The 16707-nt window shown below is 68.5% G+C and carries 15 protein-coding genes; 1 reads left to right on the top strand and 14 read right to left on the bottom strand.

The window, feature by feature from the left end; genetic code table 11:
* Positions 1–32 precede the first annotated feature (32 nt).
* The 7 genes from AC1RHV_RS00840 to AC1RHV_RS00810 all read right to left on the bottom strand — a co-directional run bounded on the left by AC1RHV_RS00840 (position 33) and on the right by AC1RHV_RS00810 (position 7414).
* Entirely contained in the window at positions 33–668 is a 636-nt protein-coding gene (locus AC1RHV_RS00840; RefSeq protein WP_054456633.1) for an ANTAR domain-containing response regulator, read from the bottom strand.
* Between the two features lie 2 nt (positions 669–670).
* Positions 671–1834, bottom strand: coding sequence for a transporter substrate-binding domain-containing protein (locus tag AC1RHV_RS00835; protein WP_125473069.1), 1164 nt, complete (start codon positions 1832–1834; stop codon positions 671–673).
* Between the two features lie 61 nt (positions 1835–1895).
* Positions 1896–2612 (bottom strand): ABC transporter ATP-binding protein, encoded by a 717-nt coding sequence (locus AC1RHV_RS00830; protein ID WP_082401195.1) that lies wholly within the window; start codon positions 2610–2612, stop codon positions 1896–1898.
* Entirely contained in the window at positions 2609–4438 is a 1830-nt protein-coding gene (locus AC1RHV_RS00825; protein ID WP_192327404.1) for a branched-chain amino acid ABC transporter ATP-binding protein/permease, read from the bottom strand. The genes AC1RHV_RS00830 and AC1RHV_RS00825 overlap by 4 nt, the downstream gene beginning before the upstream one ends.
* Positions 4431–5264, bottom strand: coding sequence for a branched-chain amino acid ABC transporter permease (locus tag AC1RHV_RS00820; RefSeq protein WP_054456630.1), 834 nt, complete (start codon positions 5262–5264; stop codon positions 4431–4433). Before AC1RHV_RS00820 ends, AC1RHV_RS00825 begins: the two co-directional genes overlap by 8 nt.
* A 53-nt stretch (positions 5265–5317) precedes the next feature.
* A complete protein-coding gene (locus tag AC1RHV_RS00815) occupies positions 5318–6484 on the bottom strand; it encodes a substrate-binding protein (RefSeq protein ID WP_054456629.1) in 1167 nt (388 codons plus the stop codon).
* 39 nt (positions 6485–6523) lie between these two features.
* Positions 6524–7414, bottom strand: coding sequence for a nitrilase family protein (locus AC1RHV_RS00810; protein ID WP_054456628.1), 891 nt, complete (start codon positions 7412–7414; stop codon positions 6524–6526).
* A gap of 278 nt (positions 7415–7692) precedes the next feature.
* Between AC1RHV_RS00810 and AC1RHV_RS00805 the strand changes: the two genes are divergently transcribed.
* Entirely contained in the window at positions 7693–8313 is a 621-nt protein-coding gene (locus tag AC1RHV_RS00805) for a chorismate--pyruvate lyase family protein (RefSeq protein ID WP_054456627.1), read from the top strand.
* A gap of 10 nt (positions 8314–8323) precedes the next feature.
* On the opposite strand, the gene AC1RHV_RS00800 is transcribed toward AC1RHV_RS00805, so the two are convergent.
* The 7 genes from AC1RHV_RS00800 to AC1RHV_RS00770 are packed head-to-tail and all read right to left on the bottom strand — an operon-like array spanning position 8324 to position 16706.
* A complete protein-coding gene (locus tag AC1RHV_RS00800; RefSeq protein ID WP_192354167.1) occupies positions 8324–9187 on the bottom strand; it encodes an isocitrate lyase/PEP mutase family protein in 864 nt (287 codons plus the stop codon).
* 13 nt (positions 9188–9200) lie between these two features.
* Positions 9201–10598, bottom strand: coding sequence for an FAD-dependent oxidoreductase (locus AC1RHV_RS00795; protein WP_310534488.1), 1398 nt, complete (start codon positions 10596–10598; stop codon positions 9201–9203).
* Positions 10595–11203, bottom strand: coding sequence for a cysteine hydrolase family protein (locus tag AC1RHV_RS00790; RefSeq protein ID WP_054456624.1), 609 nt, complete (start codon positions 11201–11203; stop codon positions 10595–10597). Before AC1RHV_RS00790 ends, AC1RHV_RS00795 begins: the two co-directional genes overlap by 4 nt.
* 11 nt (positions 11204–11214) lie before the next feature.
* The gene (locus AC1RHV_RS00785; RefSeq protein ID WP_492299611.1) at positions 11215–13263 is read right to left on the bottom strand and encodes a hydantoinase/oxoprolinase family protein; all 2049 of its coding nucleotides are present in this window, start codon (positions 13261–13263) and stop codon (positions 11215–11217) included.
* Entirely contained in the window at positions 13260–14930 is a 1671-nt protein-coding gene (locus AC1RHV_RS00780) for a hydantoinase B/oxoprolinase family protein (protein WP_054456622.1), read from the bottom strand. Before AC1RHV_RS00780 ends, AC1RHV_RS00785 begins: the two co-directional genes overlap by 4 nt.
* A gap of 10 nt (positions 14931–14940) precedes the next feature.
* Entirely contained in the window at positions 14941–15441 is a 501-nt protein-coding gene (locus tag AC1RHV_RS00775) for a LeuD/DmdB family oxidoreductase small subunit (protein ID WP_054456621.1), read from the bottom strand.
* On the bottom strand, positions 15438–16706 hold the full coding sequence (locus AC1RHV_RS00770) for a 3-isopropylmalate dehydratase large subunit (protein ID WP_492299610.1): 1269 nt from the start codon (positions 16704–16706) through the stop codon (positions 15438–15440). Before AC1RHV_RS00770 ends, AC1RHV_RS00775 begins: the two co-directional genes overlap by 4 nt.
* Position 16707 lies beyond the last annotated feature (1 nt).

Genomic DNA, 16707 nt, shown 5'->3' with positions numbered 1-16707 from the left:
GTCCGGCTCCTCTGCATGCGCATTCAGTGTGTTCAGTTGTTCTGGGACGGCCCCGGGCGCAAGGCCCCCAGGCCAAGCTTTTCCATGGCCTCGCTGGCCTCGACGATCATCGCGGCCACTTCCGCGACGCTTACGCGCAGGCCCGTCGCCCGGGTACGCATGTGCTCATAGGCGGCGCGCTCGTCCAGGCGCTGGTGGTCCATCAGCACGCGGATGGCCTTCTCGATGACGCGTCGCGCCTTGATCGTGCTTTCCAGCTTGTTGATCTTGGACTGCTGGCGGCTCTGGAACTGCTTGGCCGAACGCGCCAGCACCAGCGTGCTGAGCACGCCCGCCGAGCGGAACGGCCGCGTCAGCACGCCGTGCGCATTGGTCTTTAGCAATTGCTTCAACGTGGTCGGGGTTTCGTACTCGGACAAGGCGATCAGGGTGGCCTCGACCTCGCTGGCCGTCCAGGCGGCGCTGTTGCGGCCGCATTGCGATACCTGGAAGAAGATGACGTCCACCCCTGCGGGCGGGCCATCCGGAAACGGCCAGTGCAGATGGATGCGGCAACCGATGCGCTTGAGCTGTTCGACCAGCAGGTCGCGATCCTCGCCGGGCGGATACACCACGGCGACGGCCACGCTGCGCAGGTCCTCGTAGAGGCGGCGTAGGCTATGGTCCATGGCTATTTCAACCAGAACTCGTCCAGGCCGAACGCGGTGAGGTACGGGTCCGGCTTCACGGGTTCGTCGCTTTCCCAGACGATGTCGAAGCGACCGTCCTCGCGGCACACGCCTATGCGCGGCGTCAGCACGCTATGGTTGTTTTCCGCCAGCACGGACATCTGCCCGTCCGGCGCGTCGAACTGCACCTGATGCACCGCCTGCACCAGCTTGCGGGTGTCCATGCTGCCCACGCGCTGCAAGGCACGTGCGAACAGGTGCATCTGGCTATAGCAGGTCTCGGCATAGACGCTGGCGGGATGGTCGCCGAAGCGGGCGCGCCAGCGTTCCAGGAAATGCGCGTTGGCGGGCGTATCCACCGTATTGAAATAGGTCGCAGCGGTGATGTGGCCCACGCAGCGCCGTGGTCCGATCTCCGCCACCTCCGACTCCGCCATGGTCAGGCTGGCGATGGGGATGTGCGCGGTGGCTGCGCCCTCGGCCTGGCAAGCCTCGTGGTAGCGCTGGTAGAAGCGCTGCGCATCGGAGCCGATCAAGGTGGAAAACACCACGTCGGGCTGGATGCGGCGGATGTCCGCCACCACGTCGTTGATCTCGCTGTCGTCGCAGCCCAGCGGCAGATAGGTTTCATCCAGGATCTCGCCGCCATGCTCCTCGACCGTCTCGCGCATGATGCGGTTGGTCTCGCGCGGGTAGATATAGTCCGCGCCCACCAGGAAGATGCGCGAACCGCAGTTCTGGATCAGGTATGCAGCCAGCTGCATGCTGCCCTGGTTCGGCGCCGCGCCGGTGTAGATGACGTTGGGCGAATACTCGAAGCCTTCGTAGACCGAGCCGTACCACAGCAGGGAATTGCTGCGCTCGACCACCGGCAGCATGGCCTTGCGGCAGTGCGAGGTGCAGCCGCCAAAGATGACGCTGACCTCGTCTTCCAGCAGCAGCCTGGCCGCCAGGCGGCGGTACTCTTCGGCGTCGCTGCGCGGGTCGTACACTACCGGCGCCAGCGGCCGCCCCAGAACGCCGCCCAGTTCGTTGATCTCTTCCACCGCCAGTACCGTGCCGAAGAAGTGCTGCGATTCCGTGGTTCCGGTGACGCCGCTGCGCGAATAAAGCACGCCGATGCGCCAGCCCGGCCGCTCTGCGTGCTTGTCCTGGGGCGTACTCATGAGGGAATCCTTGAACGGGTAGTGCGCGTGTGCGTCATGGCGAATCCGGGCCGCGTGGCCTTCATACTTTCAGATGAGCAATGATATTGCCCGCCGCCTCCGGCGCGCCAGCCTCGCCTTCATCGACGATGCTGCCCTGCTTGAGCACCAGGTAGCGATCGGCCACGTCCAGCGCGAACGCCACGTTCTGCTCCACGATGAACATCGTCGTGCCATGCCGCTCGCGTTCCCAGTTCAGCGCGCGGCCCAGGCGCTCGATCACCGAGGGCTGCAGCCCTTCCGTAATCTCGTCCAACAGCAGCAGCGCGGGCCGCTGCATCAGGCCGCGCGCCACCAGCAGCATTTTCTGCTCTCCGCCCGACAGGGTGCCGGCGTGCTGGCGCAGGCGGCTCGTGAACACCGGAAACAGCTCCGCAATCTCGGCGAAGCGTTCGTCGAAGAGTTGGTCGCGCGGCAGCCCCAGGCGCAGGTTGTCGCGGATGCTCAGGTCAGGAAACAGCGGCTGTTCCTGGGCGGCGTAGGCCACGCCGCAGCGCGCCACTTCGTGCGGCCGCAGCCGGGTGGCGTCGACTCCGCCCACGCTGACCCGCCCGCGCTGCTTGGGCAGATAGCCCATGACGGTCTTGAGCAAGGTGCTCTTGCCCATGCCATTCTTGCCCAGCAGCGCGACGCAGGCGCCGCGCTCGACCGTGAGCGACACGTCATGCAGCACCATGGCCCTCTTGTAGCCGCTGGATACCGCTTCCATGCGCAACGCCGGCGCTGCGATGCTCGTCATTGCCCTGCTCCTTGCGCGGCCGGCGCGCTGCCGGCGTAAATGGTGCGCACCAGTTCGGATTCCACGACCTCGCGGAATCCTCCGTCCATGACGATGCGGCCCTGGTGCAGGACCACGATGCGCGTTGCGATCTCCTTGACGAAATCCAGGTCATGTTCCACCAGCAGGCAGCACAGGCCATAACGGTGCGCCAGGGACGACAGCACGTGGCCGATCTGCAGGCGTTCGGCCTTGCTCAGCCCGGCCGTCGGCTCGTCCAGCAGCACGATGCCCGGTTCCAGCGCCAGCACCATCGCCAGTTCCAGCGCCTGCTGCTGTCCGTGCGACAGGTCGCGCGCCACACGGTCCAGGCACTGGTCCAGGCCGGTCACGCGCAACGTTTCAAGCGCATAGGGCGGCAGATCCAGCGTGGAAGATCGGCGCCACCAAGACGGCCGTTCGCGCAGCGTGGTCGCGATGCGCAGGCTTTCGGCCACCGTCAGCGTGTCGAACACGTTGGCGTTCTGGAACTTTCGGCCCAGTCCGTGGCGCACGCATTGTTCAGGACCATCGCGGCGCAGCACTTCGTGGCCATAGAGTTCCAGCCTGCCCTGGGAACGTTCGGCGCCGTCCGCGATACAGCGCATCAGCGTAGTCTTGCCGGCGCCGTTGGGGCCGATCAGCCCCAGCAGTTCGCCGCCGCGGGCTTGCAGGTCTATGCCTTCCAGCACCTTCAGGCTCCCGAAGTGTTTGGACACGCCCGCCAGGCTCAAGGCCTGGGCCGCGCCGCCGGCCTGCCGCGCAGGGACGACGCGCTCGCCCAGCGCGGGCATGGCCGCGCGCCCTGCCCTTGCGCGCCAGGGCGCGGTCAGCAGGGGAAGCAGCCCGCGCGGCAGCAGCAGGATCACCAGCACAAAGGTCACGCCCAGCAGTAGTTGCCAGACGAACGGCATGTTGCCGCTGAGATAGGAGCCCGCGACGTTGATGAGGATGGCTCCCAGCACCGGCCCCCAGATGGTGCCGCGCCCACCCAGCGCGACCCAGATGATCAGTTCCGTGCCGAAGACGAAGCCCGTCAGCTCCGGCGCCACCACGCCGCTGAACGCGCCATAGCCGAAGCCCGCCAGGCCTGCCACCGCGCCGCAGGCCACCAGCAACGCGATGCGCCAATGGGCGGTGTTCAACCCGAGGTAGCTGCACCGCGCCTCGTTGTCGCGCAGCGCCACCAGGACGCGGCCGCCGTCGCTGCGCACCACTACCCAGGCCAGCAGCGCCACCGCCGACAGGCCGCCTGCCGCGATCACGTACCAGGCCTCCAGCGACAGGTCGAAGGTTTCGTAGCCCGTCAGGCCGGATGAAGAGCCGGTGTAGGTGCCGCCGGACAGCACCAGCTGCATCAGCACGATGGGCAGCACCAGCGAAATCACCGTGGCGAAGAATGGCGAGGCCCCACGGTAGAACGACAGCCAGCCCGTCACCAGCGCCAGCAGCGCCGCGGCGCCCACCGCGGCCAAGGCAGCCAGCGCGGCAATCGCGGGCGAGAATCCGTAGTGCGTGAAGGCCAGGCCCGCGGCGTACGCGCCCACCCCGAAAAAGGCGGACTGGCCGAAAGTCAGGTAGCCGGTGTAGCCCCACAGCACGTCCACGGTAACCGCCGCCACGGCGAAGAACAGCGCCTTGATCAGCACGTTCAGCAAATAGGTGTCGAACAGCCAGGGACCCGCCGCGGTCAGGACCAGGCAAAGCCCGGCCAGGCCCAGCAGGCTGCGGCTGCGCGCGGTCTTTTGCGCCGAGGCGTCGTCAGCGGCGCCAGCCAGCGTTTGAGGGATCAATGCGCGGTCAGTCATGGGCGAATCCTTGAGGACGCAGACGCAGCGTCAGCGCGGCCAGGACGGCGATGGTGACGCCGCCCAGGATCGGGCTGACGTAGACGCTCACCAGCACCTGGCAGGCGCCATAGAGCAGGCAGGTCAGCAGCAGCGCGGTGATCGAATGGCCCGACACCATGACCAGCATGAAGGCGCTGACCAGCCACGGCAGCCCCATGTTCGGGTCGACGCTGGACAGGGGCGTGATCAGCGCGCCCGCCAGCGCGCCCAGCCCCGCGCCCAGGCCGAATGTGGTGAAGCGGATGCGCTCGGCGTTAATGCCCAGGCCACGCGCCAGATCCTCGTTCATGATGACCGCCCGGGTCCGCACGCCAAAGCGCGTGCCGCTGAGCAGCAGGGTCATCGCGGCATACATCAGCAATGCCGCCGGCACCAGGAACAGGCGGTATGCCGAATACTCCGTCCCAAGAAAGGACACGGCGCCGTGGATGGGCGAATCGGCGAACTTCACTTCGCGCCCGAAGGCCATGGTGATGAGCTGGCCGATCACGATGCCCAGTCCCCAGGTGGCCAGGATGGCGTCCAGCGGCCGCTTGTACAGCGGCTGCACGATCAGCCGTTCCACGCCCATGCCCACCAGCACGCCGACCGCCAACGCGAACGGCAGCGCCAGCCAGGGATTCAGCCCCAGTTGCGTCACCACCAGGCTGGCGTAGCTGCCCAGCGTAAGAATCGCGCCGTGCGCGAAGTTGACGATCTTCATCACGCCGAAGATGATCATCAGCCCGGCCGTCACGATGAACAGCATGGCGGCCGTGCTCAGGATGTCCAGCAGCAAACCCATATCGCTCTCCGGCGCCGCCGGCAGGACCGGCGGCGCTTGTCATGGCATGGCCGTCACTTCAGGTCCGGACACTGCGCGCCCGGGTCGACCTTGTCGAAGGTTTGCAGGATCTTGATGGAACCGTCCTGCTGCACCTGCCCCAGGCGCATGGTCAGCGCCGCGTGGCGCTGGCGGTCCATGGTCACCGGGCCGCGCGGGCCATCGAACGTGACCGCGCTCAACGCCTGCACCACCTTGGGCGCATCGGTGCCGCCAGCCTTTTCGACGGCCGCCTTGTACAGGTAGAAGGCTTCATACTGCGGCGCGGAGAATTCGTTGGCGGTCTTGGCGTCGTTGCCGAACTTCGCCTTCAGGGCGTCCAGAAATTTGCGGTTCTGCGGCGTGTCGATGCTGGTCAGGTACGAGGCCGACATGTACATGCCCACTGCCGTGTCGCCCATGGTCTTGGCCGTGCCTTCGTCGATCGCCAGATTGCCGTAGGGCATGGCCAGGCCAGCAGCCTTGACCTGCTTGGCCAGGCTGACGTTGGGCCCGCCGCCCGCCGTCGAGCTGATCAGCGCGTCCGGGTTGGCCGAGCGTATCTTGGAGACCACCGGCGTCCAGTCGGAACCGTCGATCGGCAGGTACTCTTCTCCCACCACGCGTCCGCCCTGCTTTTCGATGTATTCCCGCGTGAACTTGAGCATGCCGCGGCCGAAGGCGTAGTCGCTGCCCACCAGGAAGAAGGTCTTGGCCTTGCGGTCCTGCATGAAGTGGTCCACCACCGGCGCGACCTGCTGTTCCGGCACCCAGCCGTTCACGTGCAGCCAGCGGTTGCACGACCGCCCTTCATAGAATGACGTGTAGATATAGGGCACCTTGCCGCGCGACACGATGGGCAGCGCGGCGTTGCGCGCCGCGCTGGTTTCCATGGCGATGATGGCATCGACCTTCTTCTGGAACACCAGGGTGTCGTAGGCCTTCTGCGCCCCGACCGCGCCCGAGGCATCGTCGGCGATCTCCAGCACGATCTGGCGGCCGAGGATGCCGCCGGCCGCATTGATCTCGTCGGCCGCCAGTTGCGAGGCCTGCACCACGCCCGGCGCGACCACGCTGTTGGCGCCGGACAGGCCGACGGGCACGCCGATGCGCAGCGGTTCGGCCGCGTGCGCGCTGGCGGCGCCAGCCAGCAGTGCGACAAACGACAGTCGGATCCGGCAGCTATTCAATAGGCTCTTCATGGGTTTTCTCCTTGGGGGGGTACGGCCGTGGACCGTCGTTCAGCGTTGCCGCGGGCCTGCGGCGGCGCCCAACTGCTCGTCATAGATGTCGCGGCGCCTGTCGCGCAGCACATGGTTGAAATCGTTCAACTGGCGCGCACGGCGCGACGCCTTCAGGTCTATGGGCGCCAGCAGCACCTCCTCCTGGTCGATGCTGGCGGGTCCCGCCGCCGTCCAGCCCTGGGACCCCACGATCAGGCTGCGGCCCACGAAGGGCTGGCCGCGCTCGGTGCCGACGCGGTCCGCGCACACCACTGTCAAGCCGTTGCTGTGGGCGCCGCTCATGGTCAGCGCATGGGCCATGACCGGTCCGTCGCGGGTCTGCCCCGGCATCGGCACCCAATTGGTCGGCACCGCCACGATGTCCGCGCCGCGCACCGCCAGCAGCCGGTAGACTTCGGGAAACCAGCCGTCGTAGCAGATGGCCACGCCGATGCGGCCCAGCTCGGTATCGAACACCGGCAATCCCAGGTCGCCCGCCTCGAAATACAGGTTCTCGTCGCCCCACAGATGCAGCTTGCGATAGGTCCCCAGATAGCCATCCGGACCCGCGACCAGTGCGGAGTTGTAGAGACGCCCTCCGGCGCGCTCCGCGATGCCCGCCACCAGATAGATGCCCAGGCGCTGCGCCAACGCGATCCACGCCTGCGAGCTCGGGCCTTCCGGCACGGGTTCAGCCAGGGCGTAGGCCTCCTCGCGGCTCTCGAACATATATCCCGTGTTAGCCAGTTCAGGCAGCACCACCAGCCGCGCGCCCTGGGCCGCGGCCTGCTCCACCAGTTCGATGGAACGCGCGATGTTGGCGGCGGTTTCGCCGATCGCGGGCTCCATCTGCACGCTGGCCACCCAGGTCACGGCGGCGGGAGAACGTTGCGGTTCCGACGCTTGCATGCGAGCTCCATATTCAGAAATTGAAAACGAAAAAGCCCCCGACCACGCATTGCGTGCAAGTCGGGGGCTTCTATAGCCAAGACTGTATGTTCAGGCAGCAATCATTGCTGCGGGGTACTGCAAGCCATTCAGGTCAATGTTGACCGTGTGCGAATGATAGGGAGACGCGGGTTCCTGGGACAATAAGTGCTTTCCCGGACGATATTCCGGCGGGAGTCCGGCACTGCGTCATTGCGACGCATTGGGTCGTCCCGCCCGGCTTGGCATAATACGCAGCCATGAGCAAACCCGCAGCACACCACCCTCCCCTTGCCGCTGGCTGGCTGGCCAGCGCGCCTCCCATCCTGCCTCCTGCCCCGCGCCACTGGCTGTTCCGCCCCGGCGCGCTGACCGCCGGTTTGCGCCAGGTTGGCCAGGTGCGCCTGCGCGTGCTGGCCGAATACGCGGACGGCGCGCCGCCGGACGAAGCCCGGGCGATGGGCCTCGCACCCGGCACGCCGGTGTGGATTCGCGAGGTGCTGATGTCGGTCAATGGCGTGGACAGCGTGCCCGCGCGCAGCCTGACGCCGCTGCGCGCCTCTCACGGCGCCTGGCAAGGCATGCGCCGCCTCCTGACCCGGCCATTGGCGGACATGCTTTACCACGACAGCACGGTCGAGCGTTCGCCGTTTGCCTGCCGCCGGCTGGCCTCGCCGGTGCCGTTCCATGCCACCGCGCTGGACGTATTGCCGGCCGGCCAGCGCGACCGCGATGGCGGACGCATCTGGGCGCGCCGCTCGGTGTTCTGGCGCCAGGGCCAGCCGCTGCTGGTGGCCGAGTGCTTCCTGCCGGCGTTCTGGGAGCTGGTCGCCGATCAGCCGGTGCCGCCGCTGGTGCCGCATCAGCGCACGCCGCGCTGACACCCCGGCCTCAGCCTTCGTAGCGGCGCCCGCGCTCCAGCAGTTCGGGCGTGCCGATCACAGCGTTCAAGCCGTCGAAATCCAGCATGCCCTCACGCCAGGGCGCGGTCGTGCCATGCTGGCGCAGGCTGGCGTAGTATCCCTGCAGCGTGTGCGCCACCGCGCGCGCCGTGCCGCCCGGGAAGATGACGATGCGGAATCCCAGCGCGGTCAGCGCATCGGCGCTTTGAACCGGGGTCTTGCCGCCTTCGACCATGTTGGCCAGCAGCGGCACGCGGTGCGCAAAGCGGCTGCACGCCGCCTGCATCTGCTCCGGCGTGCGCAATGCCTCGATGAACAGCGCGTCCGCGCCCGCTTCCAGATACGATTCCGCGCGGTCCATAGCCGCTTCCAGTCCCTCCACTGCCAGCGCGTCGGTACGCGCCAGGATCAGGGTGGACGCATGCGCGCGGGCATCCACCGCGGCCCGCAGCTTGCCGCGCATCTCGGCGGCCGGGATCACGGCCTTGCCGTCCAGATGGCCGCAGCGCTTGGGAAAGGTCTGGTCTTCCAGCTGGATCATGGCGGCGCCGGCGCGCTCCAGGCCGCGCACGGTGCGCTGCGTGTTCAGGGCATTGCCGAAGCCGGTGTCGGCGTCGACGATAACGGGCGTGGCCACCCGCTCGGTGATGCGGGCCAGCGTGTCCTCGACCTCGCTGTACGTGGTAAGGCCGATATCCGAGCGGCCCAGCCGCGTGTATGCGATGGACGCGCCCGACAGGTATAGCGCGCCGAAGCCCGCCTGTTCGGCGATCAGCGCGGACAAGGCATCGTAGACGCCGGGAGCCAGCACGGCGCCGCCGGCCAGCTGTGCTTGCAGATTCTGTATTTGCATGGTCTGGAAAATCCTAGGAAAGCTCGCGGCCCAGCAGGGATGCGGCGGTCGCCGCGGCGATATGGCCGCCCGCCACTGCGCTGAGCAGGCCATTGCCGGACAGGTAGCCGGACACGTCGTTGCCCGACACGCCGCGCGCCGCGCCGCCTGCGGCCAGCAGATTGGGCAAGGCATGGCCCATCTGGTCCAGCACGCGGCAATCCGCGTCGATGTCCAGGCCACCTTGCGTATGGAACAGCGCGCCTGTCACCTTGACGGCGTGATACGGCGCCTGCAGCGTCCGCTCGAAGCGCCGGCCGTACGGATCGGCGGCGTCGGGGGCCACGCTTGCGAGCGTCGCGCGCAGCGTCGCTTCGTCGCAGCCGATCACCCCCGCCAGCGCAGCAACGTCGGCGCAGGTCTTCAGCGCCTGACCCGTCTCTGCCTGGACGAAGTCCGGAAAGCCGCGCGCAAGCGCCAGCGTGCGGTCGTCGAATACGTTCCAGGCCACGCCGCCCGGTTGCGCCAGCACATGCACCGCGGCCTCGGAATAGCCGTGCGTCTCGTCATGAAAGCGCCGCCCCGCGCCATTGATCTGCACGCCGCCGTCCATCATCACCGCCCAGGAGATCAGTGCGCCCTGCGGCGTGGCCCAGGAGCCATGCCCCTGGTAGCCGCCCAGGTCGGCCAGGCGCGCGCCCAGCTGCACTCCCCATTCGATCGCGCTGCCGTCGTTGCCGACGTGGCCGCCGTAGACGGCCTCGCGCATGGCCGGCAGATGTTTGCCCACCATCGCCGCGTTGCCGCCAAAGCCGTTGCAGGCCAGGATCAGCACGTCGCAACCGATCACGTCGATGGAGCCGTCCGGCCGCTCGCAGCCCACCGCCGTGATGCGGCCGGCTTCGTCCGTCCAGATCTGCCGCGCCAGGGCGCGGGTCAGCAGATAGGCTCCGGCTGCGGTGGCGGCGCGCTCCAGCGCGGCCACCAGGGCCGCGCCCGTGCGCTCGGGCAAAGTGTGCATGCGGCGGGCGCTGTGGCCCGGGTACAGGAAGCCGTCCAGCACCTGGAAATCCAGGCCGTGGCGCGCAAGGTTGTCGATCGCGGCGGCTGCCGCGCCCGTGTAGGCATCGACCAGCTGCGGCGCGGCCGTGCCGCCGGTCTTGGCCTGGATATCCGCGGCAAAGCGCTGCGCGTCGTCCTCGATGCCGGCGGCCCGCTGCGCCGCCGATCCCGCTGCCGGGATGAAGCCGGACGACAAGGCGGTGGAGCCGCTGGGCGCGGCGTCGCGCTCGATCAGCACGGTCTCGATGCCGGCATCGGCCAGGCGCAGCGCGGCGGTCAGGCCGCAAGCGCCCGCGCCGATGATGGCCACCGGCACGTGCATCGCGTCCGCGCCAGGCGCTGCACCCCGCAGGACTTGCGGCGCGCTCACGAGGCCAGCCTGTCCAGGAATTCCTGGCAGGACAGCACATCGGCCACGGTGCGCAAATCCGCCAGCGCGGCATCATGCATGGCCGGCGTGGGCGCGGCGCAGCCATCGGCCAGCACCGCCACGTGATAATCCCGCATGTGGGCGTCGCGCGCGGTGCTGGCCACGCCGCCATTGGTGACGATGCCGGCGATCACCACGTTCGAGATGCCCGCGCGCCGCAGCACCCAGTCCAGCTGGGTATTGAAGAAGGCGGAATACGCCACCTTCCAGACCGACACGTCCACCAGTCCGTCCAGTTCGGCGACGTTGGCCTGCCCCTTGGAGCCGGCGACGAAATCGCCCTTGCGCAGGAACGGGCGCAACTGCCGCAGATGCGGCGAGATCATGGGTTCGCCGTGCGCGTCCGGCCATAGCGTGAACTGGCTGGCCGCCACAAAGCCGCCTCGCTCCTTGAGCTTGCGGGCCACGGGCGCGACCCGGGCGGGCAAGGCCCGCGCCTGCGGACTGACAGCGCCGCCGCGGTCGTAGGCGCCGCCGGGCGCGAGGAAATCGTTCTGCAGATCGATGACGACCAGCGCTGTGCTGCGGGGATCGAAGGCTGACATGGGCTCTGCTCCTAGGAAGCCTGGCGGGCGATCAGCAGATTGCCCAGGGAATCGACCTGGCCGGCAAAGCCGGGCTCGATCCAGATCGTGGTGTCGGGCTGCTCCAGGATGGCGGGTCCCGCCACCTCTGCGCCCACCGGCAGGTCCAGCCGCGCATAGCGCACGGCGTCATGCCATTGCCCGCCATGGAAGACGGGCTGCGTGCCCAGCGCGTCCGGCATCGCGGTGCTGGTCGGCGCCAGCAGCGCCAGATCGAACTTGGGGCGCTGGCCGATGCGCGCATAGCGCAGGTTCAGGATGCGCACCGCGATGCCGTCCAGGCTGCGGCCGAAGGCAGCGCGGTAAGCGCGCTCGAAGGCGGCGCCGATGCCGGCGCGGTTCAGTTCATCACGGCCGACTTCCACTCGCACCGTATGGCTCTGACCCACGTACAGCATGTCCAGTTCGATGCTCTCGCGTATGCCCTCGAAGCTCACGCCCGCGGAATCCAGCCTCTCCTGGCAGGCCAGCGCCAGGCCGTCGATGCGGGCCAGCAGGTCATCGGCGTCCAGCGCGGCCAACGCCACATTCAGGGTCTGCACGCCGTCATGCCGCATGTCGGCCATGACGCAGCCCAGGGCCGAGGTCACGCCGGGGTAGCGCGGCACGATGCCGCGTGCCGCGTCCACTTCGTTCATCATGGCGCAGACGTGCAGCGCGCCGCCGCCGCCAAACGGCATGTAGGCGAACTTGCGCGGGTCGTGGCCCCGCTCGATGGACACCACGCGGATCGCGCCCGCCATCTTGGCATTGGCCACGGTCAGGATGGCCTCGGCAGCGGCATGCACGTCCAGGCCGAGCGGCCTGGCCACGTGTTCCTCGATGGCGGCGCGCGCCAGCGCCACGTCCATGGTGGCAAGCAGGCCACCGCCCAGCGGGCGCTCGGCCGCGATGCGGCCCAGCAGCACGTTGGCGTCGGTCACGGTGGGACGGGTGTTGCCCCGGCCATAGCAGGCCGGCCCTGGCACGCTGCCGGCGGATTCGGGACCCACCTGCAGCAGGCCGCCCGCGTCCACGCTGGCAATCGAGCCGCCGCCCGCGCCTATGGTTTCGATCTGGATCATGGGCGCGCGCACCACCATGCCGAAGTCGATGGCGGTCTGCGCCGACAGCGAGGCCTCGCCGTCCGCCACCAGCGACACGTCGAAGGAAGTGCCGCCCATGTCGCCGCTGACCACGTTGGGAAAGCCCGCGGCGCGCGCGATCGCAGCGCAGGCGATGACACCCGCGGCCGGGCCCGACAGCGCGGTGCGCACCGGCACGTCGCAAGCGGTCTGGCGTGACATCACGCCGCCGTTGCTCTGCACCACCAGCAGTTCGCCGCCGAAGCCGTTGTCCTTCAGATCCGCTTCCAGCCGGGTCAGATAGCCGCCGACCACCGGCTGCAGCGAGGCGTTGAGCACGGCCGTGGAACAGCGCTCGAATTCGCGGATCTCGGGCAGCACCTCGGTCGCGGCGGTGACGTTGCCGTTGGGCCAGAGCGCGCGCACGCAGGCCGCGGCCTGCGCCTCATTGGCCGGATTGGCATAGGCATTGACGAAGAAGAGGCAGACCGCCTCGCAGCCCTGCTCCAGCAGTTGGCGGGCCGCGGCCTCGACCTGGGCCAGGTTTACCGGCGTGTCGATGGTGCCGTCGGCCAGCACGCGCTCCTCGACTTCCAGGCGCAGGTCGCGCGGAACCACCGGCTCATAGTTGCCGCGCAGGCCCCAGGTCTGGGGCCGGTCGCGACGGCGCATTTCCAGCACATCGCGAAAACCTGCCGTGGTGATGATGCCGGTACGCGCCACCTTGCGCTCCAGCAGCGCGTTGGTGCCTACCGTGGTGCCGTGCACGATGGTGGCGATGGCGTCCGCGCCATCGGCCACGCGGGCAATGCCGTTCATGAAGCCGCGCGCTTCCTCGCCGCGGGTGGAAGGCACCTTCACCACGCGGGCGCTGCCGCCCGCCTCGTCCAGCACGAATATATCGGTGAACGTGCCGCCCACGTCCACGCCTACGACCAAGCCTTGTGCCGCGCTCATGCCGACTGCTCCTTCAGATTTCCACTTACATAGCCCATCTTGCGGTCATGCTCGCGCGCCGCCTGCGTACGCGCGGCAGGCTCGCCATAGCCGCCTCCCCCGGGCGTTTCCAGCCGAACCCGGTCGCCGCGCTGGAGCTGGATGCCCAGCATCTTCGAACGCATGGGCGGGGTCTGCCAGCCGCCGTCCTGCTGATAGCGGAAAACGTTCAGCGCCGCTTCCCTGCCGCCTGCGATGCCCTTGGGCGCGCTCTTGCCGCGCTCGCCGAAGATGAAGGCTTCGGCGCTGTCTTCCAGCAGTTCGATTTCATAGATGGCGCCCAGCCCGCCGCGGTGCTGGCCGTCGCCCGCCGAATCGGGCCGCAGCGCCCATTGCGTGAAACGCACGGGATAGGCCGCCTCCAGGATCTCCAGCGGCGGAATGGTGGCCGTAGAGATGGGCGCATTGCCGTGGCTGAGCCCGTCGCCGTCTGAATGGCCGCCGTGGCCGCCGCCGAAGAAGCTGAACATCACCCAGCGCTGGCCGCGCCGGGCGGGGTCGCTGCGGTAGCCGGCGATCGACAAGGCATTGATGGTGCCGTAGGCCTGCGCCAGCGCGCGCGCCGGCTCGGCCTGGGCCATGGCGCAGAAGATCACGTCGATCATGCGCAGGATGGTTTCGGTATAGCCGCCGACCGGACGCGGGCGGTCCGCCGAGATCACCAGGCCGTCCGGCAGCACCACGTCCACCGCGTCCAGCACTCCGGCGTTGGCCGGCACGTCCGGGAACAGGTGCTTCAGGGCCACGTAGCAGGCCGCGATCGCCGTGGCGCGGGAGATGTTCACCGGCCCGGCGCAGGCCGGCGAGGTACCGGTGAAATCCAGCGTCAGACGCTCGCCCTGGACTATGAGATTGAGCGCGATGCGCAACGGCTGGTCGCGCACGCCGTCGTTGTCCAGCATGTCTTCGAAGGCGTACTCGCCGTCGGGCAGGCGCGAGATATGGTCGCGCATCAGGCGGCGCGCCCGTTCGCGCAGCGTGTCCAGCGATTCCAGCACGGTGGCGTCGCCGTATTCGTCGAGCAGGCCATCCAGCCGGCCCGCGCCCAGTTCCAGCGCCGCCAACTGACCGTTCAGGTCGCCCCACAGGCTGTCCGGCAGGCGCGTATTGGCCTTCAGGATGGCCAGCACGTCCAGGTCGAGCACACCCGCGCGCACGATGCGCACCGGCGGAATCTGCACGGCTTCCTGCCAGCATTCAGTGGCGGCGGGGTTGTAGTTGCCCGGCACCGCGCCGCCGACGTCATGCCAGTGGGCCGCCGAGGCCAGGAAGCAGAACAGCTTGCCGCCGCGGAACACCGGACGCACCAGCTTGAAGTCGTTGGCGTGGGTGCCGCCTTCGTAGGGATCGTTGAACAGCCAGACGTCGCCGTCGACCATGCCGCCCCGCTCGGCGGCCGCCTTGGCCGCGGCCTTGACGGCGAATGCCATCGCGCCCACGAATACCGGCAGGCCGGACTTGCCCTGCACCAGCGTGGCGCCGGTGGCGGCGTCGTACATGCCGTGGCAGGCGTCGTGGGCCTCGGCGATGATGGGGTTGAACGCGCTGCGGTACAGCGTGGCGTCCATCTCGTCGGCGATCTGTTCCAGGCGGCCTTTCAGGACCGCGAGTGTGACGGGGTCAAGCATGATGTGGTTCCTAATGAGTCTTGCGCTGTTTCAGCAAATTCAGCAGTCCGCCGGCCTGCACCATTTCCAGCAGGAAGGCGGGCACGGTGTCGCAATGCAGTTCCGCAGGTTCTCCCGCGGCGCGGCGGATGCGGCCGGCGGCGGGATCCAGGGCGATGCGCTCGCCCTCTTGCAGGGTTTCGGCCTGTGGGCAGGTCAACAGCAGCAGGCCCACGTTGAAGGCGTTGCGGAAATACAGGCCGTTGAAGGACGGCGCGACCACCGCGGCGATGCCCAGGCGCACCAGCGCCGCGGCAGCCTGTTCGCGCGAGGAGCCGATGCCGAAGTTGGGACCGGCCACCAGCACGTCGCCCGGCCGCGCGCCGGCGGCGAACTCGGGCCGAACGCGCTGCAGGCAGTGGCGCGCGATCTCGTCGATGCCGAATTTCATATACGCGCCCGGCGCCAGCGCGTCGGTGTCGATATCTGCGCCCACGCGCCAGACGCGGTGCGTCACGGACTGCTCGGTCATGCCATGAACTCCCGCGGATCGGCGATGCGGCCGGCGATCGCCGATGCCGCCACCGTATAGGGTGAAGCCAGATAGACCTGGGCCGTCTCCGAGCCCATCCGCCCCTTGAAATTGCGCGCCGTGGTGGCGATGACGCTGGCGCCGTCGGGGATGGACCCGCCGTAGCCCGCGCAGGCTCCGCAGGATGTGGCCAGCACGTCCGCGCCGGCATCGCGCAGCGCCTGCATCACCCCTTCCACCTCGGCCTGGCGCTGGTCCTGCCGGCTGGCCGGCGCCACCATCAGGCGCATGCCGGCGGCCAGCCGGTGGCCGCGCAACACGCTGGCCGCGGCGCGCAGGTCCTCCAGCTTGGCGCCGGTGCAGGCGCCGATATAGGCCACTTGCAGCGGCACGTCGCCATACTGGTCCACGTCGCGCGCATTGGCCGGGCTGTGCGGCGCGGCGACCTGCGGCGCCAGCGCCGCGGCATCGAAATCGTGCCATTCGGCCTGCGCCCCTTCGTCGCTGCGCCAGCGCGCCAGATCGATCTCGTCCGTGACGCCTGCCTCGCGCAGGTAGGCAACGGTGGTGGCATCCGGCGCAATCAGGCCGACCTGCGAGCCCAGCTCCGCGCTCATGTTGGACAGGGTCATGCGTTCCTGCATCGACAAGGCGCGCACCGCTTCGCCGCAGAATTCCACCGCCTGGTAGCGGCCGCCGTTCATGCCGTAGCGGCCTATCATGTGCAGCATCATGTCCTTGGCGGTCACGCCCGGCGCCAGCCAGCCGCTCCAGCGCATCATCAGGGTTTGCGGCACCTTCACCCAGATCTGCCCGGTGACGGCCACGCCCAGCATCTCGGTGCTGCCGATGCCGAACATGTAGGCGCCGAATGCCCCGCCGGTAGGCGAATGCGAGTCCCCGCCCACGCAGAACATGCCGGGGCGGATATGCCCATGCTGCGGCACCACCACGTGGCAGATGCCGAGCGAGTCATAGACGTTGGGCAACCGCTGTTCGGCCGCCCAATCGCGCGCGATGCGCACGATGCGGCGCGACTCGTCATCGGATTCGGGCACGTAGTGGTCTATGACCAGCACGATCCTGGATGGATCCCACAGCGTGGCGCCCAGTTCCTGCAACATGGGCTGCAGGCGGCGCGGACCGCTGGAATCATGGAACATGGCCAGGTCGACCGCACAGGTGACGATTTCGCCCTCGGCAACGGAAGCACGGCCACAGGCCGCCGCGATCAGCTTCTGCGCCAGCGTTTGAGGCTCGGCCATG

The sequence above is a fragment of the Achromobacter sp. GW823-FHT04E03 genome, assembly GCF_058796095.1.
This window is presented reverse-complemented; position numbering and strand designations above follow the sequence as displayed.

What these genes read in the sequence shown, in the direction of transcription:
- AC1RHV_RS00840 (WP_054456633.1), bottom strand. Translation starts at nt 668, where the DNA reads ATGGACCATAGCCTACGCCGCCTCTACGAGGACCTGCGCAGCGTGGCC.
- AC1RHV_RS00835 (WP_125473069.1), bottom strand. Translation starts at nt 1,834, where the DNA reads ATGAGTACGCCCCAGGACAAGCACGCAGAGCGGCCGGGCTGGCGCATC.
- AC1RHV_RS00830 (WP_082401195.1), bottom strand. Translation starts at nt 2,612, where the DNA reads ATGACGAGCATCGCAGCGCCGGCGTTGCGCATGGAAGCGGTATCCAGC.
- AC1RHV_RS00825 (WP_192327404.1), bottom strand. Translation starts at nt 4,438, where the DNA reads ATGACTGACCGCGCATTGATCCCTCAAACGCTGGCTGGCGCCGCTGAC.
- AC1RHV_RS00820 (WP_054456630.1), bottom strand. Translation starts at nt 5,264, where the DNA reads ATGGGTTTGCTGCTGGACATCCTGAGCACGGCCGCCATGCTGTTCATC.
- AC1RHV_RS00815 (WP_054456629.1), bottom strand. Translation starts at nt 6,484, where the DNA reads ATGAAGAGCCTATTGAATAGCTGCCGGATCCGACTGTCGTTTGTCGCA.
- AC1RHV_RS00810 (WP_054456628.1), bottom strand. Translation starts at nt 7,414, where the DNA reads ATGCAAGCGTCGGAACCGCAACGTTCTCCCGCCGCCGTGACCTGGGTG.
- AC1RHV_RS00805 (WP_054456627.1), top strand. Translation starts at nt 7,693, where the DNA reads ATGAGCAAACCCGCAGCACACCACCCTCCCCTTGCCGCTGGCTGGCTG.
- AC1RHV_RS00800 (WP_192354167.1), bottom strand. Translation starts at nt 9,187, where the DNA reads ATGCAAATACAGAATCTGCAAGCACAGCTGGCCGGCGGCGCCGTGCTG.
- AC1RHV_RS00790 (WP_054456624.1), bottom strand. Translation starts at nt 11,203, where the DNA reads ATGTCAGCCTTCGATCCCCGCAGCACAGCGCTGGTCGTCATCGATCTG.
- AC1RHV_RS00785 (WP_492299611.1), bottom strand. Translation starts at nt 13,263, where the DNA reads ATGAGCGCGGCACAAGGCTTGGTCGTAGGCGTGGACGTGGGCGGCACG.
- AC1RHV_RS00780 (WP_054456622.1), bottom strand. Translation starts at nt 14,930, where the DNA reads ATGCTTGACCCCGTCACACTCGCGGTCCTGAAAGGCCGCCTGGAACAG.
- AC1RHV_RS00775 (WP_054456621.1), bottom strand. Translation starts at nt 15,441, where the DNA reads ATGACCGAGCAGTCCGTGACGCACCGCGTCTGGCGCGTGGGCGCAGAT.
- AC1RHV_RS00770 (WP_492299610.1), bottom strand. Translation starts at nt 16,706, where the DNA reads ATGGCCGAGCCTCAAACGCTGGCGCAGAAGCTGATCGCGGCGGCCTGT.